We start from the raw sequence: 20,679 nt of genomic DNA, 5'->3' as shown, positions 1-20,679 counted from the left end.
ACTAGTCAAAGTTGATTAGTCACACTGGCCGCATGATGATCGAAGCGCGTGGGCTGGTGCGGACCTTCAAGACCAAGCGGGGTCCGGTGCAAGCCGTGCAAGGTGTTGACCTGGATGTGGCCGACGGGGAGATCGTCGGGTTTCTCGGGCCGAACGGGGCCGGCAAGACCACGACCATGCGGATGCTGGCGACCCTGATCAAGCCGACCAGCGGGAGCGCGACCGTGGCCGGCTGCGACCTCGCGAAGGACCCGGTGGGCGTACGACGCGGTATCGGCTACGTCCCCCAGAGTGGGTCCACCCTCCCCGAGGCGATCGCCGGTGACGAGGTCGTCGATCACGCGCGGCTGTACGGCGTACCGAAAGCGAAGGCATCCGCCGACGGCCAGCGGTTGTTCGAGGAGTTCGACCTGCCCGGCCTCTGGCGCCGGCAGTGCAAGACGCTCTCCGGCGGCCAGCGCCGGCGGCTGGACATCGTGATGGGCCTGATCCACGACCCGAAGCTGATCTTCCTCGACGAGCCGACGACCGGCCTCGACCCGCAGGCCCGCGCGAACCTCTGGGAGCACATCCGCGGCCTCCGTGACCGCGGCGCGACGATCTTCCTCACCACGCACTACCTGGACGAGGCGGACGCGCTCTGCGACCGGATCCTGGTCATCGACCACGGCAAGATCGTTGCCGCCGGCACCCCGGAGAACCTCAAGCAGCAGGTCTCCGGCGACGCGGTCCGGCTGAGTCTCGCCGACACCGCCCAGGCTCCGACCGTGATGAAGATCGTCCGCGAGCTCGACGGCGCGGTCGAGGTCGAGACCGACGCCGACGTGGTCGGTTTCCGCATCCAGCGCGGCGGTTCGGTGCTCCCCGGCCTGCTCCGCTCGATCGATGCCCAGGGCATCGAGTTGCACGGGGTCGAGGTACACCGCCCGACCCTCGACGACGTGTTCCTGACCATGACCGGCCGCTCGCTCCGCGACGAGCACACCCCCGCCCCCACCGACGAGAAGGAAGAGGCCGTCGCATGACCGTCCTCCGTGAAACGTGGATCGTGTTCCACCGGCAGATGCGGCTGTCGCTGCGCAATCCGATGTGGTCGATCCTGATGCTCAGCCAGCCGCTGATGTACCTGTTCCTGTTCGGCCCGCTGCTCAAGCCGCTCACCGCGCAGATCAGTCAGGGCCAGGCCACGAACGCGTACCAGGTGTTCATCCCCGGTCTGATCGTCCAGCTCGGCATGTTCGGCGCGATGTTCGTCGGCTTCGGGCTGATCGCGGAGTACCGCGCCGGCGTGATCGAGGCCGACCGCGTCACCCCGGCATCCCGGATGGCCCTGATGGCAGGCCGCGTACTGCGTGACGTCGTCGTACTCGTAGTCCAGTCCATCCTCCTGCTCCTCGCCGCGCTCCCACTCGGCCTGCGTGCGCCGTGGGGCGGCGTACTGCTCTCACTCGTGATCGTCGCCCTCCTCGGCGCAACGTTCGCCTCCCTGTCGTACTCCGTCGCACTCATCACCAAGAGCGAGGACGCGCTGGCCCCGCTGCTCAACGGCATCGCCATGCCGTTGCTGCTGCTGTCCGGCATCCTGCTGCCGATGCAGATCGGTCCGACCTGGCTGCAGCGGCTGTCCGACGTCAGTCCGCTGAAGCACGTCGTGAACGGCGTCCGCGCCCTGTTCCGCGGCGACATCAGCAGCTCGGCGTCGCTGTGGGGCCTGTTCTGGGTCGTACTGCTCACAGTGATCGGCCTGACGGTCGGAGCGCGCACTTTCCGTAAGGAGTCCGCCTGACGCTAGGCGCTGTTCACGTAGAGGTCGCTCAGACCTACTAGCGTTTCGCGTATGCGTTCGCCGATGGTCCGTGGGCTGGTCGGCTCTGTCGTCGTTGCTCTGGCCAGTCTGGTGACCTCGGTGGTGCCCCAGTCCTCGTGGGTTGCCAGTCTGCCGATCACCGGCGATCTTCGTCACTCGCTGATCGGCCGGATGATCGGCCTCACGTTCATGGTCGCCGGGCTCGGGCTGATGGCCTGGGCCTGGCTGACCGTGGGCCGGCGGGTCATGGCCGGCGAACGGTTCCAGCTGCTCCGCATGACGGCGTACTGGAGCGCTCCGCTCCTGCTGACCCCGCCGCTGTTCAGCCGCGACGCCTGGAGCTATGCCGCCCAGGGCGCGCTGGTCGCCAAGGGCTACAACCCGTACGACGTAGGCCCCGGCGTACTGTCCGGCCACATCATCGAAGCGGTCGACCCGATGTGGATGCAGACACCTGCGCCGTACGGTCCGCTGCCGCTCGCGTACGGCGGACTGGTCGCCCACGTCACCATGAACCCGTACACGCTGATGCTGGCCCACCGCCTCCTCGCCGTACTGGGCATAGTGCTCATCGCCTGGGCCGTACCGCGTCTGGCGAGCGCCTGCCGTGTCGACCCGGCCTTCGCGACCTGGCTGGTCGTGCTGAACCCGATGCTGATCACCCACGGCATCGGCGCAGCACACAACGACGTACTGATGATCGGACTGGCCTGCAGCGCCTTCGCAGTAGCGCTGACTGGCAAGTGGGGTACGGCGGCTGTCATAGCGGGCGCGGCCGCAGCGGTGAAGTTGCCGGGCGGCCTAGTAGTGATCGCTATCGCCGCAGTGATGAGCCCGCTGGCCGGACGGCTGCTCCGGTTCGCCAGTCTGGTGATTGCTGGGGCTGTGTCGGTACTGACGCTGTTCACGATCGGCGCGCTGACCGGTGTGGGCTCTGGGTGGTTCGGTGCGCTGGATGTGCCCGGGCTGGTCCGGTCGCCGTTCTCCATCGCCAATCTGATCGGCATGGCTGCGTCCGGCGTACTCGGCTGGCTAGGTGAGGACACTGCGGCCGCACAGGCGCTGCAGATCGTCCGACTCGTCGGAATGGTCGCTGCGCTCGGGCTGATCGCAGTACTGAGTCTTCGGTCGTCGATCCACTACGCGGCGCGGGCTGTTGGCATCGCACTGCTCGCAGTGGTCGTGCTGGGGCCTAGTGCGCACGACTGGTACTTCCTGTGGTGCCTGCCGTTCCTGGCCGTGGCGCGGCCCGGCCGGAAGCTGACGACGATCATCACGGCGGTCAGCCTGATCTTCACGATCGCAGCGCCGCTGAACTCGTCACTGCGCGGCGCGACGATCCCGATCCTGACCACGACGGCGCTGGTGGTCGCCGTAGCGTTGACGCTGCTCAATCACCTCCGCACGCTGCATCCGGAGCGGACGCCGGCGAAGGTGCCTGTTACAGCCGCTTGATCGCGGCCACCATCGCCTCACCCAGCGGACGGTGGTCGTCGCGCGAGACCTTCACCTCGACGACGTCCATGCCGGCGACGGTCGGCGCGAGCGCAGTACGCAGTTGGTCGACCGTCTCGACGCTCACGTACGGCGTACCCGTCGCGGCGCACAATGCGCCCAGGTCCACGTTGTGCGGAGTGCCGAAGACGCGCTCGAAGTGCGTGGCGTGCGTCGGATCGCCCTGCTCCAGCGTCGAGAAGATCCCGCCGCCGTTGTCGTTGACGACCACGATCCGCAGGTCGGGGCGGGCCTCGTCCGGGCCGATGACAAGCCCGTTGCTGTCGTGCAGGAACGCGAGGTCGCCGATCAGCGCGTACGTCGGGCCCGCGTTCGCCAGCGCGGCGCCGACGGCAGTCGAGATCGTGCCGTCGATACCGGCGAGACCGCGGTTGGCGATCGTGCGGATCGGAACGACCGGGGCGAGATCGAGGTCGCGGATCGGGTTCGAGGACGCGACGACGAGCATTCCGTCGGCGCCAACGGCCTCGCCGACGAGCGCTGCGACGCGCGGGCCGCTCAGGCCGTCCGCCAGTACCTTGTCGATCTCCGGACGCGCTACTTGATCAGCGTGCTGCCACCGCTCGAGCCAGTCGGTCGTGTCGGCGCCGGTGACCTCGAGCCCGGTGACAACGGACCTCGCGCGCCGAGCCGGGTCCGGCCAGAGGCCGGTCGGCGAGACCACGATCATCTCGACCTCCGGCCGGGCCAGCAGCTTCGAGATCGGCCGCGACAACGTCGGGTGGCCGAAGACCAACACGCGCTCGATCTCCGCGCCCAGAGAGCTTGCCTGCAGCAACAACCGGTACGCGGAGATCACCGCCGAGCCGGTCCGCGCCCGGCTCGAGGGCTCTGCGAACAACGGCCATCGCCCGGCCTCTGCGGCGAGCCGGGCCGCCTGTGAGGCCCCATCACCTGCAACCACTACAGTCCGAGGCCCCGGAGACACAGCAGCCGGGCGACCACTCGCCGCATGCACTGCAGTCCACGGCCCAGTGCTGCGCCCGCTCAACGCCTCTGGCCACTCAGGTCCGTCGGTGGGCACCAGGGGCTCCGAGAGCGGGCAGTTGAGCTGCACCGGCCCTGGGTCGGCGGAGCGGGCGCCTGTCGCGTTGGCTACTGCCCGCGCGACCTGGGATCGCCAGTACGCCACCTGCCCGATCTCACGGACCGGCGTACCCATCTCGTGGAACAGCCGGACCGCAGAGCCGAACACCTTGATCTGGTCGGTCGTCTGGTTCGCACCGCTACCTCGGAGCGCAGGTGGGCGGTCCGCGCTCAGTACGATCAGCGGGAGCCCGCTGTGCGATGCCTCGAGTACGGCGGGGTGCAGGTTCGCCACCGCAGTACCGGACGTGGTGACCACCGGCACGGGCAGACCGCTGCCGCGCATGAGGCCGATGGCCAGGAAGCCCGCCGTACGCTCGTCGATCCGCACGTGCAGCCTGAGCCGCCCGCTGCGGTCCGCCTCCGCGAACGCCAACGCCAGGGGCGCGCTCCGGGACCCTGGCGAGACCACCGCTTCCCGTACGCCGTTGCGGATCAGCTCATCGACCACCACAGTCGCAAAAGCCGTGGACGGGTTCATCCCGCGCTCCTCACTCGCATCAGGCGTTCTTCCCACACTTTCGTCCGCTCCGCGTCGGCGCGGGCCGCATCCAGGAGGTGTGCGTCCGGCACAACACGCTTCACCGGAAGGAATCCGTCGACTGCAACTAGTGGCTCGGTAACTAGTTCGGATGTGAACATCGAGACCGTCGCCAGACCACACGCGTAAGGAAGCTCGGGCAAGGCCGCCGCCAACGCCACCCCTGCGGCGATCCCCACCGAGGTCTCCAACGCCGACGACACCACCACCGGCAGTCCGATCTGCTCGGCAATGTCCAGGCACGCCCGGACGCCACCGATCGGCTGCACCTTCAGTACGGCGATGTCCGCGGCGTCGAGCTTCTTCACCAGCAAGGGATCCTCAGCCCGCCGGATCGACTCGTCCGCGGCCACGGGTACGTCGGTACGCCGCCGTACCTCAGCCAGCTCCTCCACGGTCGCGGACGGCTGCTCGACGTACTCGAGGTCGAAACGCCGCAACTCCTTGAGGCTCAGCACGGCCTGGTCGACGGACCACGCACCGTTCGCATCGATCCGTAGTCGCCCATTGCCGATCGCGTCCCGTACCGCTTCTACGCGAGCGATGTCGTCGGCCAGCGTCTGGCCCGGCTCGGCGACCTTCACCTTCGCCGTACTGCAGCCGCTTGCCCTCACGATCTCCGCGGCTTTCTCGGGGCCGATCGCAGGCACGGTGCAGTTGACGGGGACGCGGTCGCGCACCGGCGCCGGCCAACCCTGCTCGGCGGCCTCATGGGCCGCGCGTAACCAGGAGACGGACGTCGCGTCGTCGTAGTCCAGGAACGGACTCCACTCCGCCCAGCCGGCCGGCCCTTCGAACACCATGCCCTCGCGGACCGTGATGCCACGGAACTTGTTCTTCAGCCCGATCGAGTACGTGATCACCGCACGCCCTCCAGCAACCCCTGCCGATCAACCTTGCCCGAGGCAAGCATCGGCAACGCGTCCAGCCCGATCACGTCCTGCGGAGCCCATGCCCGAGGCAACGTTTCACTCACCCAGTCCCGCAGCTCTTCGCGCCGGGCGCCCGAACCAACTACGAAGGCGACCACGCGCGTCCCCCACTCCGCATCCGGAACTCCCAGGACAACAGCGTCCTTCACCGACGGATGTTCGAGCAGGCGTGCCTGCACCGTGGTCAGCGTGACGTTCACTCCACCGGAGATCACCACATCATCGACCCGGCCAACGATTCGCAGTCGCCCATCCACCAGCTCACCGCGGTCCTGCGTCCGGAACCACCCGTCCTTCAGCACCTCAGCCGTCAACTCCGGCCGCAACCGGTACCCGGAGAACAGCGTGCTCCCCTTGATCAGGATCCGCTGATCGTCATCGAGCGAGATCGACGTCCCGTCCAGCGGCACCCCGGCGTACACACAACCGCTCCCGGTCTCGGTCATCCCGTACGCCGGAATCGCCGTGACGCCCGCCTCCGCCGCCTTCAGCTTCAACGGCTCCGGGGTCGACGCCCCGCCGATGATGATCGCGTCGAACGACCGCAGCGCATCCGCATCCGTCTCCAGGTACCGCGCCAACTGCGTCGGCACCATCGCCGTGTACCGGCGCGTGCCCGTCATCGCGGCAGCGCTCTCGGTGAAGCTCTCGCCGAGCATCACCGGCGTCGTACCCGCGACCAGCGATCGCGTGAGGATCTGCAACCCGCCCACGAAGTACGGCTTCATCGGCAGCAACCACTGCCCCGGCCCGCCGAGGCGGTCGTGGGTCGCGTGCGCGGACGCGATCAGCGCTTCCCGGGACAGCAGCACTCCCTTCGGCTCACCGGAGGAACCCGATGTGGTCAGCACCACAGCGCATCCGTCCTCCAGCGGCCGCTCCGGCGCCGCAGCCTGCTCGACCCGGGCCGCCCCGGCCGCATCGTCCGGCAGCGGCGCGAACGGCGTACCGCTGCCGTCCAGCACACCGGCAAGCGCCGCCAACACCTCATCCGGCGTCCCCGGAACCAGCCGCAACCTAGCCATAACAACCCGAGCGTACGGCCCTCCGCCCGGACGTCCGCTCACGGCTCGGCCATCCGCCGACCGGCCCGCTTCCCGCGTTCGGACTCGCGGCTGACAGAATCGATGGTCATGGCCACCCCTGCCCAGTGGATCGAAGGCGCCCGCCCCCGCACCTTGCCCGCCGCGATCTCCCCTGTCCTCGTCGGAACCGGCGCGGCCGCGTACGTGGACGGCTTCGTCTGGTGGAAGGCGCTGCTGGCCCTCGGCGTCGCGCTGGCACTGCAGATCGGTGTCAACTACGCCAACGACTACAGCGACGGCATCCGCGGCACCGACGAGAACCGCGTCGGCCCGCTGCGGCTGGTCGGCTCCAAGGTCGCCTCTCCCGGCCAGGTCAAAACCGCCGCCTTCACCTGCTTCGGCATCGGCGCCGCGCTAGGCATCGTCCTCGCCGCGACCACCACCTGGTGGCTCCTGGTCGCCGGCGCCGCCTCTCTCCTCGGCGCGTGGTTCTACACCGGCGGCAAACGCCCGTACGGCTACCGCGCGCTCGGCGAGGTCAGCGTCTTCCTCTTCTTCGGCCTGGTCGCCGTCCTCGGTACGACGTACGCCCAAGCCGAAACCATCACCTGGCCCGCGGTTGCAGGCGCCGTCTCGGTCGGCTCGATCGCGTGCGCCCTCCTGGTAGCCAACAACCTGCGCGACATCCCCACCGACTCCGTCACCGGCAAACGCACCCTCGCCGTGGTTCTCGGCGCACCGCGCTCCCGCCAGTTGTACGCCGCCCTCGTAATTCTGGCCTTCGTCCTAGCCGCCGTCTCCGTCATCGCCACCCCCTGGACCCTCCTCGCCTTCATCGCCGCACCCCTCGCAATCAAGTCGATCCGGGTCGTCCTGAGCGACGCGGTCGGCCCCGCCCTCATCCCAGTCCTCAAGGGCACCGGCCAAACCGAACTCCTGTACGCCGTGGGCCTAGCCGTCGGCCTCGCACTCGGCGGATAAGACTCCATCCCACCGCACGAACTGTGCTGACGGCTGACTGCGACCAGCCCACGCGTGCTACGCAGCCGCTCCCTTCGTCGCTCCGCTCCTCAGCGCACCTGCTTCGCCCGCTCCCACCCGCCCCCCGGCTTATCGCCGGTATCTCTCTTCCGGCTATCGCCGGGATCTGCAGGCTGCCGCCTGCGAGTGGCGAGCTGCCGCTCGCGGCGACTACGCCCAACCACGCGCACCCCCGCAGCCGCTTCCTTCGTCGCTCCCCTCCTCAGCGCGTCTGCTACGCACGCTCACTCGCCCCTGCTTTGCGGCTGGTATCCACCAACTGCTGTCCGACCGGCCACGACGGCGTCGAGCGCGCCAGCTCGCTGCGACTGCCTCGCCGACGCCCGCGGCCGACCGGACTGTGCCGACAGCGCCTCCGGCCCGCCGGCGCGGCCGCGAGCGCGCGTAGCAGACGCGTTCGAGGTGCGCGGCGAGGACGGCGACCGTCTGCGGAGCATGCGGGGCCAACCACGGTCACCACTCGCCGCAGTCGAACCAGCGAGCAGGCGGCAGCCGCCACCCACCGGGGACAGCCGGCAGGTCCGGCGATAAGCCGGGCGGATGGGAGCACGCCTGGGCGGTTACAGCTCGCCGCAGTCGCACCAGCGAGCAGGCGGCCCGCGCGGCACTCACCGCGAGCGGAGCGAGCGCACCGCGGCGGCAGCCGCCACTCGCCGGCGGCAGCCGGCAACGTCCGGCGATAGCCGGAAAGGGATGCACGGCGCTGAGCCGGGGGTGGGTGGGGGCGCGCGGAGCAGGTGTGCTGAGGAGCGGAGCGACGAAGGAAGCGCCTGCGTAGCCCGCGGGGGCTACTCCGGTTCGGTCCAGTTGCCGGTTCGGGCGAAGGTTTCCAGGGTGGTGGTGTATGGCGTGATGTCGATTCCGCTGGTGCGCAGCCAGGCGTCGTCGTAGTACGTGTTGCCGTAGCGTTCGCCGCTGTCGCACAGGAGTGTCACGATGCTGCCGCGCGCCCCCGTACGACGCATTTCGGCGGCCAACCGCAGCGATCCCCACAGGTTCGTCCCAGTCGACCCGCCAACGAGTCGACCAGTGACCCGCGAGCAGAACCGCATCGCAGCAATCGAGGCCGCATCAGGCACCGAGATCATCCGGTCGACGACGCCCAGCACGAATGACGGTTCGACCCGCGGTCGGCCGATGCCTTCGATGCGCGAAGGGCGGCCGGTGGAGAACTCGTGGTCGCCGGCTTCGAAGGCGGGGAAGAACGCGGAGTTCTCCGGGTCGACCACCGCTACCGACGTGTCGTACCGCTGGTAGCGCACGTACCGCCCGATGGTCGCCGAAGTACCGCCGGTCCCGGCGCCGACCACGACCCAGGTCGGGATCGGGTGTTGTTCGAGGGACAGCTGCCCGAAGATCGACTCGGCGATGTTGTTGTTGCCGCGCCAGTCGGTCGCACGCTCGGCGTACGTGAACTGGTCCATATAGTGCCCGCCGGTCTCCTCGGCCAGGCGCTTGGCCTCGCCGTAGATCTGGCCGGAGCGTTCGACGAAGTGGCAGCGGCCGCCGTAGAACTCGATCAGCTCGACCTTCTCGGGGCTGGTCGAGCGCGGCATCACCGCGACGAACGGGAGCCCGAGCAGCCGCGCGAAGTACGCCTCGCTGACGGCCGTGGACCCGCTGGACGCCTCGATGACCGTGGTGCCTTCGTGGATCCAGCCGTTGCAGAGGGCGTACAGGAACAGGGACCGGGCGAGCCGGTGCTTGAGCGAGCCGGTGGGATGTACGGACTCGTCCTTGAGGTACAGGTCTACGCCGGTACCTTCCGGCATCGGGAACACGTGCAGATGGGTGTCCGCGCTGCGGTTCGCGTCGGCGTCCACGATCCGGATCGCCTCGGACACCCAGGCGCGTGCCTTGTCGTCCCGCCGGTCGACCTCGCGGCACACCCTGTCAGCCTCACTCATGCGGGCCAGGCTAGGACCTACGGAGCGATTTGAGTATTCCTACGCTCGGTGACCGGCGCCCGAACGCGACAGGATCAAGCACATGATCCCCCTCGGAGCGGTCGAGTTCTCCCCCGGCGACGTCGCGCTGATCCTCGCGGTACTCACGCTCGGCGCCACCGCCCTCGCCCTCCCCGCAACCCTCACCTTCGCCTGGGTCGGCCACCGCCGGGCCAAGGATCACCCCGGCTGGGCAGCCTTCACATATTGGCTGACAGGTACGGCGATCTGCCTCGCCACGACCGCGCTCGCAGCGGGCCAGGGCCTCGGCTGGTGGTCGGTACCCCTCGGCTGGCTCCCGACCCTGCTGCTGGCCCTGGCGCTCAAACCTCGATCAGACCCACGGGCGAGCTAAGTTGGGGGTCCATGACGACCGGGAAGCAGGGGGAGCGATGAGCGAGAACGGCGATCGGCCGACGCGGCAGCGGGTGACGTTGACCGATATCAGTTCGCGGGCGTGGGAGCACCCGGCGGACCGCGGTGCGCTGGTGGCCCTGCGGCAGTTGAAGGGCTTCGACTACTTGCTGCGCAAGATGTCGGGGATGATCAACGAGCGCGCGTTCCGGCTGCAGTTCCTCGGCGGGGCGATCCGGGTGGACGAGCGGCAGTTCCCGACCGTGCACCGGCTCTACACCGAGGCCGCCGCCACCCTGGACGTCCGCCAGCTCCCCGAGCTGTACGTCACCAACAGCCCGATCTGGAACGCGATGACGATCGGCATGGACAAGCCGTTCATCGTCGTGAACAGCGCGCTGATCCAAGGCATGGACGAGGAGGAGCTGCGGTTCGTCCTCGGTCACGAGCTCGGGCACGCGCAGAGCGGCCACGCTCTGTACCAGTCGCTCCTGCTCTGGCTGATGCGTCTCACCGGCGCATTGAACTGGATGCCGATCGGCGCTCTCGGCCTCCGCGCGATCGTCGCCGCCCTGCACGAGTGGTCCCGCAAGGCCGAGCTGTCGGGTGACCGCGCCGGTCTGCTCGCGGCCCAGGACCCGGCGGTCGCGCTGCGCGTCCAGATGAAGCTCGCCAGCGGCGGCCAGCTCGGTGAGCTCGACACGACGACGTTCCTTGCGCAGGGTACGGAGTACGAGAGTGCCGGCGACCTGCGCGACAGCGTGCTGAAACTGCTGCTGCTCGAGGCGCAGTCGCACCCGATGGCCGTGATCCGCGCGCACGAACTGCGCCGCTGGGTCGACGAGGGCGAGTACACGACGATCGTCTCCGGCGACTACCCGAAGCGCCAGGACGATGCGAACGCGTCGATCTCGCAGGAGGCGAAGAACGCCGCGAAGTCGTACACCGACGCGTTCAACCGCTCGCAGGACCCGCTGGCCAAGCTGCTCCGCGACCTCGGCGACGGCCTCGGCGGCGTCCGCGACTGGGTCTCCTCGCGGTTCCCACCCCGAAACTGACTGGTCTCCGCTCCGGGCCGACTGCGATCCTGTCCGCGTGATCGACATACAGGCCATCGGCCCGGACGACTGGAAGTCCTGGAGCGAGCTCCGGCTCGCCGCGCTCGAGGAGGCGCCGTCCGCCTTCGGTTCGCAACTCGCGGACTGGGTGGACGCCCCCGAGGAACGCTGGCGCGAGCGCCTCAGCGCGCCCGGCGCCTACCAGGTGATCGCCACGATCGACGGTACGCCGGCGGGCATGGCCGGCGGATTCCCCGACGATGACCATGCCGAGCTGGTATCGATGTGGGTCGCCCCCGCCGGTCGCGGCAAAGGCGTCGGCAACGCGCTGATGACCGCCGTCGAGGACTGGGCCCGCGGCATCGGCGCCACCGTCCTCAAGCTGTCCGTTGTCCCCGGCAACGATCCCGCGCACAACCTCTACCTCCGCCACGGGTACGTCGACACCGACGAGCCCGGCGACCTGATGGCCGACGGCGTCACCCGCGAACTCGTGATGCTGAAACACCTGTAGAACAAGACGAAGGGCCTGCTTCCCCCCTCCCGGGAAGCAGGCCCTTCGAGCATCAACAGCACTCAGCCCATGTGGACCGGGCTCTGGCCGTCGTTGGCCAGATCCTTGTGCTTGATCGACAGGCCGACCAGCGTGATCAACGCGGCGCCCAGCGCAAGGAACGCGGACCACACGAACGCGCGGGTGAACCCGTGCGTCGTAGCAAGTGCAGTGAACTGCCCCTGCAACTGCTTGATCTGGGCCGGCGACTGCCCGGACTCGGCCGCCTTCTGCAGGCCCGGGGCCAGCTCGGCGAACTTGTCCTTGATCGCGCTGGTGGAGATCGTGCCCAGCAGCGCCAGGCCGACCGCACCACCGATCTGCTGGACCGTGTTCAGCACCGCCGATCCGACCCCCGAGTCCTCCGCGGCGACCCCGCTGACCGCGGTCAGCGTGAGCGGTACGAAGATCAGGCCCATACCGAACGAGAGCACCAGGATGTACGGCAGCAGGTGCGTCCAGTACGTCGAGTCGACCTGGAGCCGGCTGAACCCGAACATGCCGGCCGCCACGAACACGCCACCGGTACCCGCGATCCACCGCGGGTCGATCCGTGCCACCAGCGTCGACGCGACCTGGGCCGCGAGCACGATGCCGACACTGAACGGCAGGAACGAGATACCGGTCTTCAGCGCGCTGTAGCCCATGATGCTCTGCACGAAGATGCCCAGGAAGTAGAACATCGAGAACATCGCCGCACCGACGATCAGCATCACGAAGAAGCTGACCCCACGGGTCCGGTTCGCGAGGATCCGGAACGGCATCAGCGCGTGCTTCGACCGGGACTCGATCACGAGGAAGATCCCGATCAGCGCCAGGCCGCCGAAGATGTACGTCAGCGTCAGCGCGTCACCCCACCCGTTGGTCGCGGCGTGCGTCAGGCCGTAGACCAGCGAGGTCAGACCCAGCGTGCCGGTGATCGCACCGGGCAGGTCGAACTTGCCGGTCTGCCGCTCGGACTCACCCAGGAACCGGAAGGCCAGTACGGCGACCAGCAGGCCGATCGGCGTGTTGATGAAGAACGTCCAGCGCCAGGACGCCTCGGTCAGCGCGCCACCCAGGATCAGACCGACGGCAGCGCCGGCCCCGGACATCGCGGCGTACACGCCCATTGCCCGGTTGCGCTCCTTGCCGGCCGGGAACGTCGTGGTGATCAGTGCGAGCGCGTTCGGCGAGGCCGCCGCGGCCGCGAGACCCTGCAGGATCCGGCTGATCAGCAGCACGGTCTCGCTCTGCGCGATACCGCCGACGAACGACGCCAGGCCGAACAGGACGACACCGAACACGAAGACCTTGCGGCGACCGAGGATGTCACCGATCCGGCCGCCGAGCAGCAGCAGACCACCGAAGGCCAGCGCGTACGCGTTGACGACCCACGGCAGCGACGCGTCGCTGAAGCCGAGCGCGCCCTTGATGTGCGGCAGCGCGATGTTGACGATGGTGCCGTCCAGCACGACCATCAGCTGCGCCATGCAGATCAGCGCGAGCGCGATACCGAGATTGCGGTGACCGTGGCCGGTGGACCCACCGACCGCGTCGGTCGGCCTGCCTTCCGGCGGATCGGCCTTGATGACTTCTTCGGACATAGGAATTTCCCCTCTTGGGCAGACTGTCTTGCTACGTCGCGGACCGGCCCCTCACCGGTCAGCTCACCTGCGACCCCCGCGCCGCAGGCAGGATCACGTTGTCGATCACTCGGAGGATCAGCTCGTCGGTCGGCTCGACGCCGAGGATGTAGGCGTGGTGGATGATCACCGCGGGCAACGTCACCGACAGCAGGTCGACGTCGACGTCCGGTGCGATCTCGCCGCGCTCGACGGCACGCTCGTACACCTTGTTGGTCAGGGCCTGCCGCGGCGCCAGGAAGCGCTCACGGAAAGCCTGCTGCAGCTCGGCGTCGCGATGCAGCGCGGTCAGCAGACCGGCGATCACCGACATCGGAAGCTCGTCGGTGAAACCACCCGCACCGCACGCCATCGAGATCAGGTCGCCGCGCAGGCTGCCGGTGTCGACCTCCTCCGGCATCGGGCACCCCTTGGCCCGGCTGATCGCGTCCACGACCAGCTCGGCCTTGGTGGACCAGCGTCGGTACAGCGTCGCCTTGCTGGCCTTGGCCGCCGTCGCGACCGCGTCCATCGTCAGCCGGTCGTAGCCGAGGTCGGCCACCACCGCGACGGTCGCGTCGAGGATCTCGTCCTCACGACCGCCTTCGACCCGAGGCCGCTGCCGTACGCCTGCGTTGTCCACCTTCATCACCCTGCGTAGCTACAAGAACACCGATAGAACGAAACTGTTTCGTTTCATCCATCACTCTACGACTCATGTGAAGGAATGCACAAAGGATTTTGCGGAGATTACGCCAGTGGCATAAGTCACTCTCCGTACCAGTTGATCACTGGTACGGCGTGGTCACGCGGAAGCGACGGTCAGTCGTCGTCTTCGGCGGTGCGGGCCTGCTCGAGGCGCTGCGAGATGTTCGCGGCCCGGGTCTCGATCTTGCCGGCCAGCCGTTCGCGGGCGGCGCGCAGTACGAAGATCGAGAGGATCGACGACAGGATCAGGGCGACGAGGAGCAGCGGGAAGATCGTCAGCCAGTTGTTCAGTGCGAACCAGAGCACGGCGAAGCAGACGGCGAACAGGGCCGCCCGCAGGCCGGTGTAGATGGCGAACTCCTTCATCTCAGACCCCAGCGTAGGAGTGCAGGCCGGAGACCAACAGGTTCACGCCGACGAAGTTGAAGATGAAGACGAACCAGCCGACGATCGCGATCGTCGCGGCCCGGCGGCCACGCCAGCCGGCGGTCGCGCGGGCGTGCAGGTACGCGGCGTACACGACCCAGGTGACGAGCGACCAGACCTCCTTGGGGTCCCAGCCCCAGTACCGGCCCCAGGCGTGCTCGGCCCAGATCGGACCGGCCACGAGTACGCCGAACGTCCACAGCGGGAAGGCGAACGCGAGCACCTTGTACGCCGTACCGTCCATCGCCTCGGCGCTCGGGAGGCGGCGCAGCGATGCGGACATCGTGCCGCCGGCGAGGGCCTTGCGCTCGGCGCGGGCCTTCACGAGGTACAGGACGGAGACGAGGCCGCCGACGGTGAACGCACCGCCGGAGATCGCGGCGGAGGAGACGTGGATGACGAGCCAGTACGAGTGCAGGGCCGGGACGAGCGGGCCGGCCGGGGTGTAGAGCGCGAGGGAGGCGAGGCCGAGTACGGCGGCGATCACGAAGGTGACGCCGAGGCCGAGCCACTGCAGCTTGTACTTCTGCACGAAGATCAGGTAGACGATCGCCACGGCGAGCGATGCGGTGATGGAGAACTCGTACATGTTCCCCCACGGCACCCGCCCCGCCGCCAAACCGCGCGTCACCACACCACCCAGGTGCAACACAAACCCAAGCCAAGTCAGCAACAACCCAATCCGACTAGCCGCATCCAACCGCTCGGAAGACGCGGCGCCTTCGGCGCCGGAGATGGAAGAGCCGGCCGAGGCGGATCCGCCTTCGGCGACGCCGGCCGAGCCGACAGCGGCGGACGCCGCGGAGGCGGTCGCGCCGGAGGCGACGAGCTGTGCCTTGGCTTCTTCCTGCTCCGCAGGAGCTTGTGCCACGGAGGCGCGGCCCAGGGCCCACTCCATGGCGTGGGAGATGAGGGCCAGGACGTAGATCACCGTGGCGGTCGGGATCAGCAGGTTGGAGACTTGTGCGTAGGTCTCCGGGCTCATGGCTGCTCCTCGGTGCTCGAGCTGGCTGGTTTGAGGCTCTTGGTAATTGCGTGGATCTCGTCGCCGAGGCCGCGTTCGGGGCCGCGGTCCAGACCGGCAACCTCGACAACGGTACGCCCGTCCTCGTCCCGGACGCGCACCCAGGTACGCCGCGGATGCACGAACAGCGACCCCATCAGCCCGAGGATCGCCAGCAGGATGCCCGCCAGCGCGAGATCCGTGCCAGGCGTGTGGCTGACCTGCAGCTTCACCCACCGGCTGTATCCGTCGAACGTGATCGACCCGGCCTTGTCCGGCAGCGCGACGCTCTGCCCGGGCGCGAGCTGGAACCGCCACTTGTCGCCGTTCTGCTCGAACTGCGTCAGCTTGGTCTTGTCCAGCTGGTACACCGACTCCGGCTTCCCGGTCTCCGGCTGCGGCCGGCCGTAATACCCGGTCATCACCAGCTGTGGGTTCAGGTCGTCGGGGAAGACCGACACCGGACCGTCCTGGCCGATCACCGCGGTCGGCAGGAAGAACCCTTCGAAGCCCAGCGTCATCGGCCGCGCGTCCGGAGCCTTGATCACGCCGAACGACGAGAAGTTCGAGTCCTGCGGCAGGAACGGCGCCGGCCCGGAGAACGCCACGTTCCCCTGCCCGTCCTTGACCGTCACCCGCGGCGCGTACCCGTGCCCGAGCAGGAAGACGCTGCTGCCGTCCAGCTTCAGCGGATGGTTGACCTGCAGGTCGTACGACTTCTCCGGCGCATCCGGCGTCTCCTGGTACGCGAGCTGCGCGTTGAACTCCCGCGCCGCACCCTTCTGCGGCCCGTCCTCCTGGAACTTCACCTCGAAGTTCTTGACGGTCAGCGAGAACGGCGGCAGATCGTCGTCGCCGCTGAACGCGCGGCCCGGCGTGAAATCGTCGTACTGCGCGACCGTGTTCGAGAACCCGTTGCCCACGACAACCAACACCGTGCCGCGGTAACCGAACAGCGAACCCCACGCGACACCGACCAGCGCAAGGATCAGCGAGAAGTGGAAGAGCAGGTTGCCCGCCTCGCGCAGATAACCACGCTCCGCCCCGACGGCACCGTCGTACGCCTGCACCCGGAACCGGCGCTTCCGCAGCTCACGGGTCGCAGCCTCGAGTACGTCGTCATCGGCGTCGACCTCGAACCGTTCGTACCCGGGCAGCCGGTTCAGGTTCCGCGGCGGCTTCGGCGGCCGGGCCCGCAGCCCCTTCGCATAAACGGAAAGCCGCGGGACGACACAGCCGATCAGCGAGATGAACAGCAGCAGGTAGATCGCCGAGAACCACGCCGACTTGTAGACGTCGAACAGCCCGAGCTTGTCGTACAGCGGCCCGAGCGTCTTGTGCGCCGCAAGGAAGTCCGAGACCTTGATCGGGTCGATCGGCGTCTGCGGGACGAGCGATCCGGGCACCGCGCCGAGCGCGAGCAGGAACAGCAGCACCAGCGCCGTCTTCATCGACGTCAGCTGCCGCCAGGTCCACCGCAACCAGCCGACCAGTCCCATCGCCGGCGGGCCGGACGGCTCCTCCGGTCCGGACGCGGCCGCGATGCGGTCCTTGACCTCTGTCATCTCAGACCGCCGATCCGAAGTTGGCGACCCACTGCCGCAGGTCCGCGGTCATCGCATCCCACACTCCCGTCAGCAGCAGCAGTCCCACCGCGATCATCAGTACGCCGCCGATCCGGATCACCAGCAGTTGGTGCTTGCGGACCCACGCCACCGCGCCCAGCATCCGCCGGAACGCCAATGCCGCGACGATGAACGGAATGCCCAGCCCGAGGCTGAACACCAGCGCCAGCGCCGCACCCCGCCCGGTGCTGCCCTCGGTGGTGGCCAGCGTCATCACGGTCCCGAGCGTCGGACCGATACACGGAGTCCACCCGAATCCGAACAGTACGCCGAGCAGCGGCGCCGCCGCGATCCCGACCGCCGGAACCCGGTGCACCCGCAGGTCCCGCTGCATGAACCCGAACCCGCCGAGGAAGATGATGCCGAGCACAACGGTCAGCGCGCCGAGCACCCGGGTGATCGCGGTCTGGTGATCGATCAGCAGATCACCGGCCTTCCCGAACACCACTCCGGTCAGGATGAACACAGCCGAGAACCCGGCCACGAACAACGCCGTACCGGCCAGCATCCGGCCGCGCTTGGCCGAATCCAGCTCGGCCGCGGACAGACCGGTGACGTAGGAGAGGTAGCCGGGCAGCAGCGGTACGACGCACGGCGAGAAGAACGAGATCGCGCCGGCGAGCACCGCGATCGGCAGTGCTACCAGCATCGACCCCGTCATCGAGTCGGCGAACCACTGTCCCATCAGCTCAACCGGCGTCCTTGACCATGCCGAGCAGAGTTTGCTTCGTCACTTCACCGACCACCCGCCCGGCGACCTTGCCGGTCTTGTCGATCACCAGTGTGGTCGGGATCGCCGCCGACGAGATCTGTCCGCGGAACCGCAGCAGGCCCTTGCCGTCGGGGTCGTAGAGGTTCGGGTACGGAACGTCGAACTCCTGCACGAACTTCTTCGCCTGGGCCTGATCGAGGTCGCGCGTGTTCAACCCGATGAACTGCACCGACGGGCCGAGCTCCTTCGAGGCCGCGACCAGGTCAGGCGCTTCCTTGCGGCACGGCGGGCACCACGAGCCCCAGACATTCAGCACGACGACCTTGCCGATCTGCTCGGACAGGGTCCAGGTCTTCCCATCGAGCGTCTTCCCGGTGAGCTCCGGCGCAGGCTTCCGGTCCGCGGCCGCGAACAGCGACACGTTGCCGTTGCCGCTGACGAAACCCGACTGGCCCTGCCGGTTCTGCGAAGCCTGCTGACCCGAGCTGCACCCCGCGACGAGGAGCAAGCCGGCCACCGCGATCGCCGTACGACGGAACATCACGCGCCGCCGACGAACTTCTTCGAGGGCTTGACCGGCAACAGATCCTTGGCCGGCTCGGAGTACCCGACGGAGACGATCTGGTCACCGTGGAAGGTGAACGAGGTCAGGCTGGCCAGGCTGCACTGCCGCTTGCGCGGGTCGTGGAACATCCGCCGGCCCTCGATCGCGGACCGGACGATCCAGATCGGCAGCTGGTGCGACACGATCAGCGCCTCGTGCCCGGCGGCCTTCTCCCGGGCGGTCTCGATCGCGTCCCGCATCCGCCGGACGATCTGCTGGTACGGCTCGCCCCAGGACGGCTTCCACGGGTTCCGGAGCAGCCACCAGGCGCTCGGGTTCTTGAGCGCGCCGTCGCCGACGCCGAACTTCTTGCCCTCGAACAGGTTCGCCGCCTCGATCACCCGCTCGTCGATGTCGGGCGTGAGCCCGAACACCTTCGCGATCGGCTCCATCGTCTCCTGGGCCCGCTCCAGCGGCGAGCTGACCAGGTGCACGATGTCGCGGCCCTTGACGTGCTCGGCCACCCGCTCGGCCATCGCGCGGCCGAGCTCGGACAGGTGGAAGTCGGGGATCCGGCCGTAGAGCACGCCGGTCGGGTTGTACACCTCGCCGTGACGCATCAGGTGCACGACCGTCGTTTCGGTCACCGCCTGTCCCTTCAGTTCTGTACGCCGGCTGCCGCGCGGGCCGCCGGAGCGAGGGCGTTCTCCAACTCGGCCAGCGCATCGTCGTCGATGGCACTGCTCACGAACCACGCCTCGAAGGCGCTCGGCGGCAGGTAGACGCCGGCGTCCAGCATGGCATGGAAGAACGCCGTGAACCTTGGCAGCACCTGGGCGTTCGCACCGGCGAAGTCCCGGATCTCGGCAGGTCCCTCCGAGGACTCCACGAAGAAGACGCTGAAGAGGTTCCCGGCCGCCTGGATGACGTGCGGCACACCTTCCTTGTCCAGCGCGGTCGAGACCAGACGCTGGATCGTGAGCGACGTCTCGTCGATCTTGGCGTAGACCTCGTCGGTCGCCAGCCGCAGCGTGGTCAGACCGGCCGTGGTCGCGATCGGGTTCCCAGACAGGGTGCCGGCTTGGTAGACCGAGCCCTCGGGTGCCAGGTGGGCCATCACATCGGCCCGGCCGCCGAACGCCGCGGCCGGGAAGCCGCCGCCCATCACCTTGCCGAACGTCATCAGATCGGGCTGTACGCCGTCCACGCCGTACCAACCCGAGCGGGTGATCCGGAAGCCGGTCATCACCTCGTCGGAGATGAACAGCGCGCCGTTGTCGCGGCAGGCCTGCGCCAGGAACGCGTTGAAGTTGTCGCGCGGCGGGACGACGCCCATGTTGCCCGGCGACGCCTCGGTGATCACGGCCGCGATCTGATCGCCGTACTCCGCGAACGCAGCCGTGACTGCTGCCTGGTCGTTGTAGGGCAGGACGATCGTGTCGGCCGTGGTCGCCTCGGTGACGCCCGGCGTACCGGGGATGCCCAGCGTGATGACGCCGGAACCGGCCTGGGCCAGCAGTGCGTCCACATGTCCGTGGTAGCAGCCGGCGAACTTGATGATCTTGGCGCGCCCGGTGAACCCGCGGGCCAGGCGGAGCGCGGACATCGTGGCCTCGGTCCCGGACGACACCAGCCGGACCTTGTCCACCGGCGTCCGGGCGACGATCTCCTCACCGAGCAGTACCTCGGTCTCGGTCGGCGTCCCGTACGACGTACCCCGGGCGACCGCGGCCTGGACGGCGGCGATCACTTCCGGGTGCGCGTGTCCGAGCAGCAGCGGGCCCCAGGAGGAGACCAGGTCGAGGTAGCGATTGCCGTCGACGTCGGTCATGTGACATCCGTCACCAGATGCCATGAAGCGCGGTACGCCGCCGACGGCGCGGAACGCACGTACGGGAGAGTTGACCCCGCCCGGGGTGACTGCGGATGCTCTGTCGAAGAGCTCGGCGGACTGTTCTGTGTGTGCGGGCACGGCGGCCATTCTCCCCGACCGGCCACGCGGGCCGATGGGCAGGGCGGTCCGAATTACAGCGGTGGATCGTGCGCAGGGGGTTCACAGGCGCTTTGTTACGCGCCAGTATGGGTACCCGGTAACCGCACGTACACGGTCTCGTCCGGCGCGTAACCCACGCAACGGGGCGGACGTTAGACCTATTACGACGGCAACCGAGAAAGACACATAGACAGTCCGCAGCGTGG

At 68.5% G+C, this 20,679-nt stretch carries 20 protein-coding genes; 7 read left to right on the top strand and 13 right to left on the bottom strand.

What is annotated here, in order from left to right:
- The first annotated feature begins 32 nt into the window (after positions 1–32).
- Genes FDA38_RS25630 through mptB form a run of 3 tightly spaced genes read left to right on the top strand, consistent with a single transcriptional unit; the run spans position 33 to position 3,262 of the window.
- The gene (locus tag FDA38_RS25630) at positions 33–1,025 is read left to right on the top strand and encodes an ATP-binding cassette domain-containing protein (protein ID WP_137256594.1); all 993 of its coding nucleotides are present in this window, start codon (positions 33–35) and stop codon (positions 1,023–1,025) included.
- Positions 1,022–1,786: an ABC transporter permease gene (locus tag FDA38_RS25625; RefSeq protein ID WP_137256593.1), complete on the top strand. Its 765-nt coding sequence runs from the start codon at positions 1,022–1,024 to the stop codon at positions 1,784–1,786. The genes FDA38_RS25630 and FDA38_RS25625 overlap by 4 nt, the downstream gene beginning before the upstream one ends.
- Before the next feature lie 51 nt (positions 1,787–1,837).
- Positions 1,838–3,262, top strand: coding sequence for a polyprenol phosphomannose-dependent alpha 1,6 mannosyltransferase MptB (gene mptB / locus FDA38_RS25620; RefSeq protein WP_233714921.1), 1,425 nt, complete (start codon positions 1,838–1,840; stop codon positions 3,260–3,262).
- On the opposite strand, the gene menD is transcribed toward mptB, so the two are convergent.
- From menD to FDA38_RS25605, 3 genes are read right to left on the bottom strand one after another with little or no spacing between them, the layout of a single operon-like run.
- Positions 3,249–4,889 carry a 2-succinyl-5-enolpyruvyl-6-hydroxy-3-cyclohexene-1-carboxylic-acid synthase gene (menD, locus tag FDA38_RS25615; RefSeq protein ID WP_137256592.1) on the bottom strand — a complete coding sequence of 547 codons (1,641 nt, stop codon included), beginning with the start codon at positions 4,887–4,889 and terminating at the stop codon, positions 3,249–3,251. The two genes, mptB and menD, sit on opposite strands and share 14 nt — an antisense overlap.
- Entirely contained in the window at positions 4,886–5,812 is a 927-nt protein-coding gene (locus FDA38_RS25610) for an o-succinylbenzoate synthase (protein WP_137256591.1), read from the bottom strand. Before FDA38_RS25610 ends, menD begins: the two co-directional genes overlap by 4 nt.
- Positions 5,809–6,906 (bottom strand): AMP-binding protein, encoded by a 1,098-nt coding sequence (locus tag FDA38_RS25605; protein WP_137256590.1) that lies wholly within the window; start codon positions 6,904–6,906, stop codon positions 5,809–5,811. Before FDA38_RS25605 ends, FDA38_RS25610 begins: the two co-directional genes overlap by 4 nt.
- Before the next feature lie 108 nt (positions 6,907–7,014).
- On the opposite strand from FDA38_RS25605, the gene FDA38_RS25600 reads away from it, so the two are divergent.
- Positions 7,015–7,887, top strand: coding sequence for a 1,4-dihydroxy-2-naphthoate polyprenyltransferase (locus FDA38_RS25600; protein ID WP_137256589.1), 873 nt, complete (start codon positions 7,015–7,017; stop codon positions 7,885–7,887).
- Positions 7,888–8,735: 848 nt separating this feature from the next.
- Here the strand turns inward: FDA38_RS25600 and cds1 are convergent.
- Positions 8,736–9,854, bottom strand: a complete 1,119-nt coding sequence (gene cds1 / locus FDA38_RS25595) for an L-cysteine desulfhydrase Cds1 (protein WP_137256588.1) — start codon at positions 9,852–9,854, stop codon at positions 8,736–8,738.
- Between the two features lie 82 nt (positions 9,855–9,936).
- Between cds1 and FDA38_RS25590 the strand changes: the two genes are divergently transcribed.
- Genes FDA38_RS25590 through FDA38_RS25580 form a run of 3 tightly spaced genes read left to right on the top strand, consistent with a single transcriptional unit; the run spans position 9,937 to position 11,819 of the window.
- Complete coding sequence (locus tag FDA38_RS25590; protein WP_137256587.1) at positions 9,937–10,248, top strand: hypothetical protein; 312 nt, start codon at positions 9,937–9,939, stop codon at positions 10,246–10,248.
- A 37-nt stretch (positions 10,249–10,285) separates the two neighbouring features.
- A complete protein-coding gene (locus tag FDA38_RS25585; RefSeq protein ID WP_137256586.1) occupies positions 10,286–11,305 on the top strand; it encodes a M48 family metallopeptidase in 1,020 nt (339 codons plus the stop codon).
- 37 nt (positions 11,306–11,342) lie between these two features.
- On the top strand, positions 11,343–11,819 hold the full coding sequence (locus FDA38_RS25580; RefSeq protein ID WP_137256585.1) for a GNAT family N-acetyltransferase: 477 nt from the start codon (positions 11,343–11,345) through the stop codon (positions 11,817–11,819).
- A gap of 62 nt (positions 11,820–11,881) precedes the next feature.
- Here FDA38_RS25580 and FDA38_RS25575 read toward each other — a convergent pair whose 3' ends face one another.
- The 9 genes from FDA38_RS25575 to hemL all read right to left on the bottom strand — a co-directional run bounded on the left by FDA38_RS25575 (position 11,882) and on the right by hemL (position 20,461).
- The gene (locus tag FDA38_RS25575) at positions 11,882–13,444 is read right to left on the bottom strand and encodes an MFS transporter (RefSeq protein ID WP_137256584.1); all 1,563 of its coding nucleotides are present in this window, start codon (positions 13,442–13,444) and stop codon (positions 11,882–11,884) included.
- 58 nt (positions 13,445–13,502) lie between these two features.
- Positions 13,503–14,111, bottom strand: coding sequence for a TetR-like C-terminal domain-containing protein (locus FDA38_RS25570; protein ID WP_137256583.1), 609 nt, complete (start codon positions 14,109–14,111; stop codon positions 13,503–13,505).
- A gap of 173 nt (positions 14,112–14,284) precedes the next feature.
- Positions 14,285–14,536 carry a DUF4229 domain-containing protein gene (locus tag FDA38_RS25565; protein ID WP_137256582.1) on the bottom strand — a complete coding sequence of 84 codons (252 nt, stop codon included), beginning with the start codon at positions 14,534–14,536 and terminating at the stop codon, positions 14,285–14,287.
- Position 14,537: 1 nt separating this feature from the next.
- Positions 14,538–15,581 carry a c-type cytochrome biogenesis protein CcsB gene (gene ccsB, locus FDA38_RS25560; protein WP_137256581.1) on the bottom strand — a complete coding sequence of 348 codons (1,044 nt, stop codon included), beginning with the start codon at positions 15,579–15,581 and terminating at the stop codon, positions 14,538–14,540.
- Complete coding sequence (gene resB, locus FDA38_RS25555; protein WP_137256580.1) at positions 15,578–17,164, bottom strand: cytochrome c biogenesis protein ResB; 1,587 nt, start codon at positions 17,162–17,164, stop codon at positions 15,578–15,580. The genes ccsB and resB overlap by 4 nt, the downstream gene beginning before the upstream one ends.
- A 1-nt stretch (position 17,165) precedes the next feature.
- Positions 17,166–17,909 (bottom strand): cytochrome c biogenesis CcdA family protein, encoded by a 744-nt coding sequence (locus tag FDA38_RS25550; RefSeq protein WP_137256579.1) that lies wholly within the window; start codon positions 17,907–17,909, stop codon positions 17,166–17,168.
- Between the two features lie 4 nt (positions 17,910–17,913).
- Positions 17,914–18,477: a TlpA family protein disulfide reductase gene (locus FDA38_RS25545; protein WP_137256578.1), complete on the bottom strand. Its 564-nt coding sequence runs from the start codon at positions 18,475–18,477 to the stop codon at positions 17,914–17,916.
- A complete protein-coding gene (locus FDA38_RS25540; protein WP_233714942.1) occupies positions 18,477–19,100 on the bottom strand; it encodes a histidine phosphatase family protein in 624 nt (207 codons plus the stop codon). Before FDA38_RS25540 ends, FDA38_RS25545 begins: the two co-directional genes overlap by 1 nt.
- Positions 19,101–19,138: 38 nt before the next feature.
- Positions 19,139–20,461, bottom strand: coding sequence for a glutamate-1-semialdehyde 2,1-aminomutase (gene hemL / locus FDA38_RS25535; RefSeq protein WP_137256576.1), 1,323 nt, complete (start codon positions 20,459–20,461; stop codon positions 19,139–19,141).
- Positions 20,462–20,679 lie beyond the last annotated feature (218 nt).

The sequence above is a fragment of the Kribbella jiaozuonensis genome (assembly GCF_005233875.1).
Lineage (GTDB): Bacteria > Actinomycetota > Actinomycetes > Propionibacteriales > Kribbellaceae > Kribbella > Kribbella jiaozuonensis.
The sequence above is the reverse complement of the archived record's forward strand: the minus strand, read 5'-3'. Positions and strand labels throughout refer to the sequence as shown.

Bases quoted from the DNA above. Each gene is read 5' to 3' on its own strand.
- FDA38_RS25630 (WP_137256594.1), top strand. From the start codon at position 33: ATGATGATCGAAGCGCGTGGGCTGGTGCGGACCTTCAAGACCAAGCGG.
- FDA38_RS25625 (WP_137256593.1), top strand. From the start codon at position 1,022: ATGACCGTCCTCCGTGAAACGTGGATCGTGTTCCACCGGCAGATGCGG.
- mptB (WP_233714921.1), top strand. From the start codon at position 1,838: ATGCGTTCGCCGATGGTCCGTGGGCTGGTCGGCTCTGTCGTCGTTGCT.
- menD (WP_137256592.1), bottom strand. From the start codon at position 4,889: ATGAACCCGTCCACGGCTTTTGCGACTGTGGTGGTCGATGAGCTGATC.
- FDA38_RS25605 (WP_137256590.1), bottom strand. From the start codon at position 6,906: ATGGCTAGGTTGCGGCTGGTTCCGGGGACGCCGGATGAGGTGTTGGCG.
- FDA38_RS25600 (WP_137256589.1), top strand. From the start codon at position 7,015: ATGGCCACCCCTGCCCAGTGGATCGAAGGCGCCCGCCCCCGCACCTTG.
- cds1 (WP_137256588.1), bottom strand. From the start codon at position 9,854: ATGAGTGAGGCTGACAGGGTGTGCCGCGAGGTCGACCGGCGGGACGAC.
- FDA38_RS25590 (WP_137256587.1), top strand. From the start codon at position 9,937: ATGATCCCCCTCGGAGCGGTCGAGTTCTCCCCCGGCGACGTCGCGCTG.
- FDA38_RS25585 (WP_137256586.1), top strand. From the start codon at position 10,286: ATGAGCGAGAACGGCGATCGGCCGACGCGGCAGCGGGTGACGTTGACC.
- FDA38_RS25575 (WP_137256584.1), bottom strand. From the start codon at position 13,444: ATGTCCGAAGAAGTCATCAAGGCCGATCCGCCGGAAGGCAGGCCGACC.
- FDA38_RS25570 (WP_137256583.1), bottom strand. From the start codon at position 14,111: ATGAAGGTGGACAACGCAGGCGTACGGCAGCGGCCTCGGGTCGAAGGC.
- FDA38_RS25565 (WP_137256582.1), bottom strand. From the start codon at position 14,536: ATGAAGGAGTTCGCCATCTACACCGGCCTGCGGGCGGCCCTGTTCGCC.
- ccsB (WP_137256581.1), bottom strand. From the start codon at position 15,581: ATGAGCCCGGAGACCTACGCACAAGTCTCCAACCTGCTGATCCCGACC.
- resB (WP_137256580.1), bottom strand. From the start codon at position 17,164: ATGACAGAGGTCAAGGACCGCATCGCGGCCGCGTCCGGACCGGAGGAG.
- FDA38_RS25550 (WP_137256579.1), bottom strand. From the start codon at position 17,909: ATGGGACAGTGGTTCGCCGACTCGATGACGGGGTCGATGCTGGTAGCA.
- FDA38_RS25545 (WP_137256578.1), bottom strand. From the start codon at position 18,477: ATGTTCCGTCGTACGGCGATCGCGGTGGCCGGCTTGCTCCTCGTCGCG.
- FDA38_RS25540 (WP_233714942.1), bottom strand. From the start codon at position 19,100: ATGCGTCACGGCGAGGTGTACAACCCGACCGGCGTGCTCTACGGCCGG.
- hemL (WP_137256576.1), bottom strand. From the start codon at position 20,461: ATGGCCGCCGTGCCCGCACACACAGAACAGTCCGCCGAGCTCTTCGAC.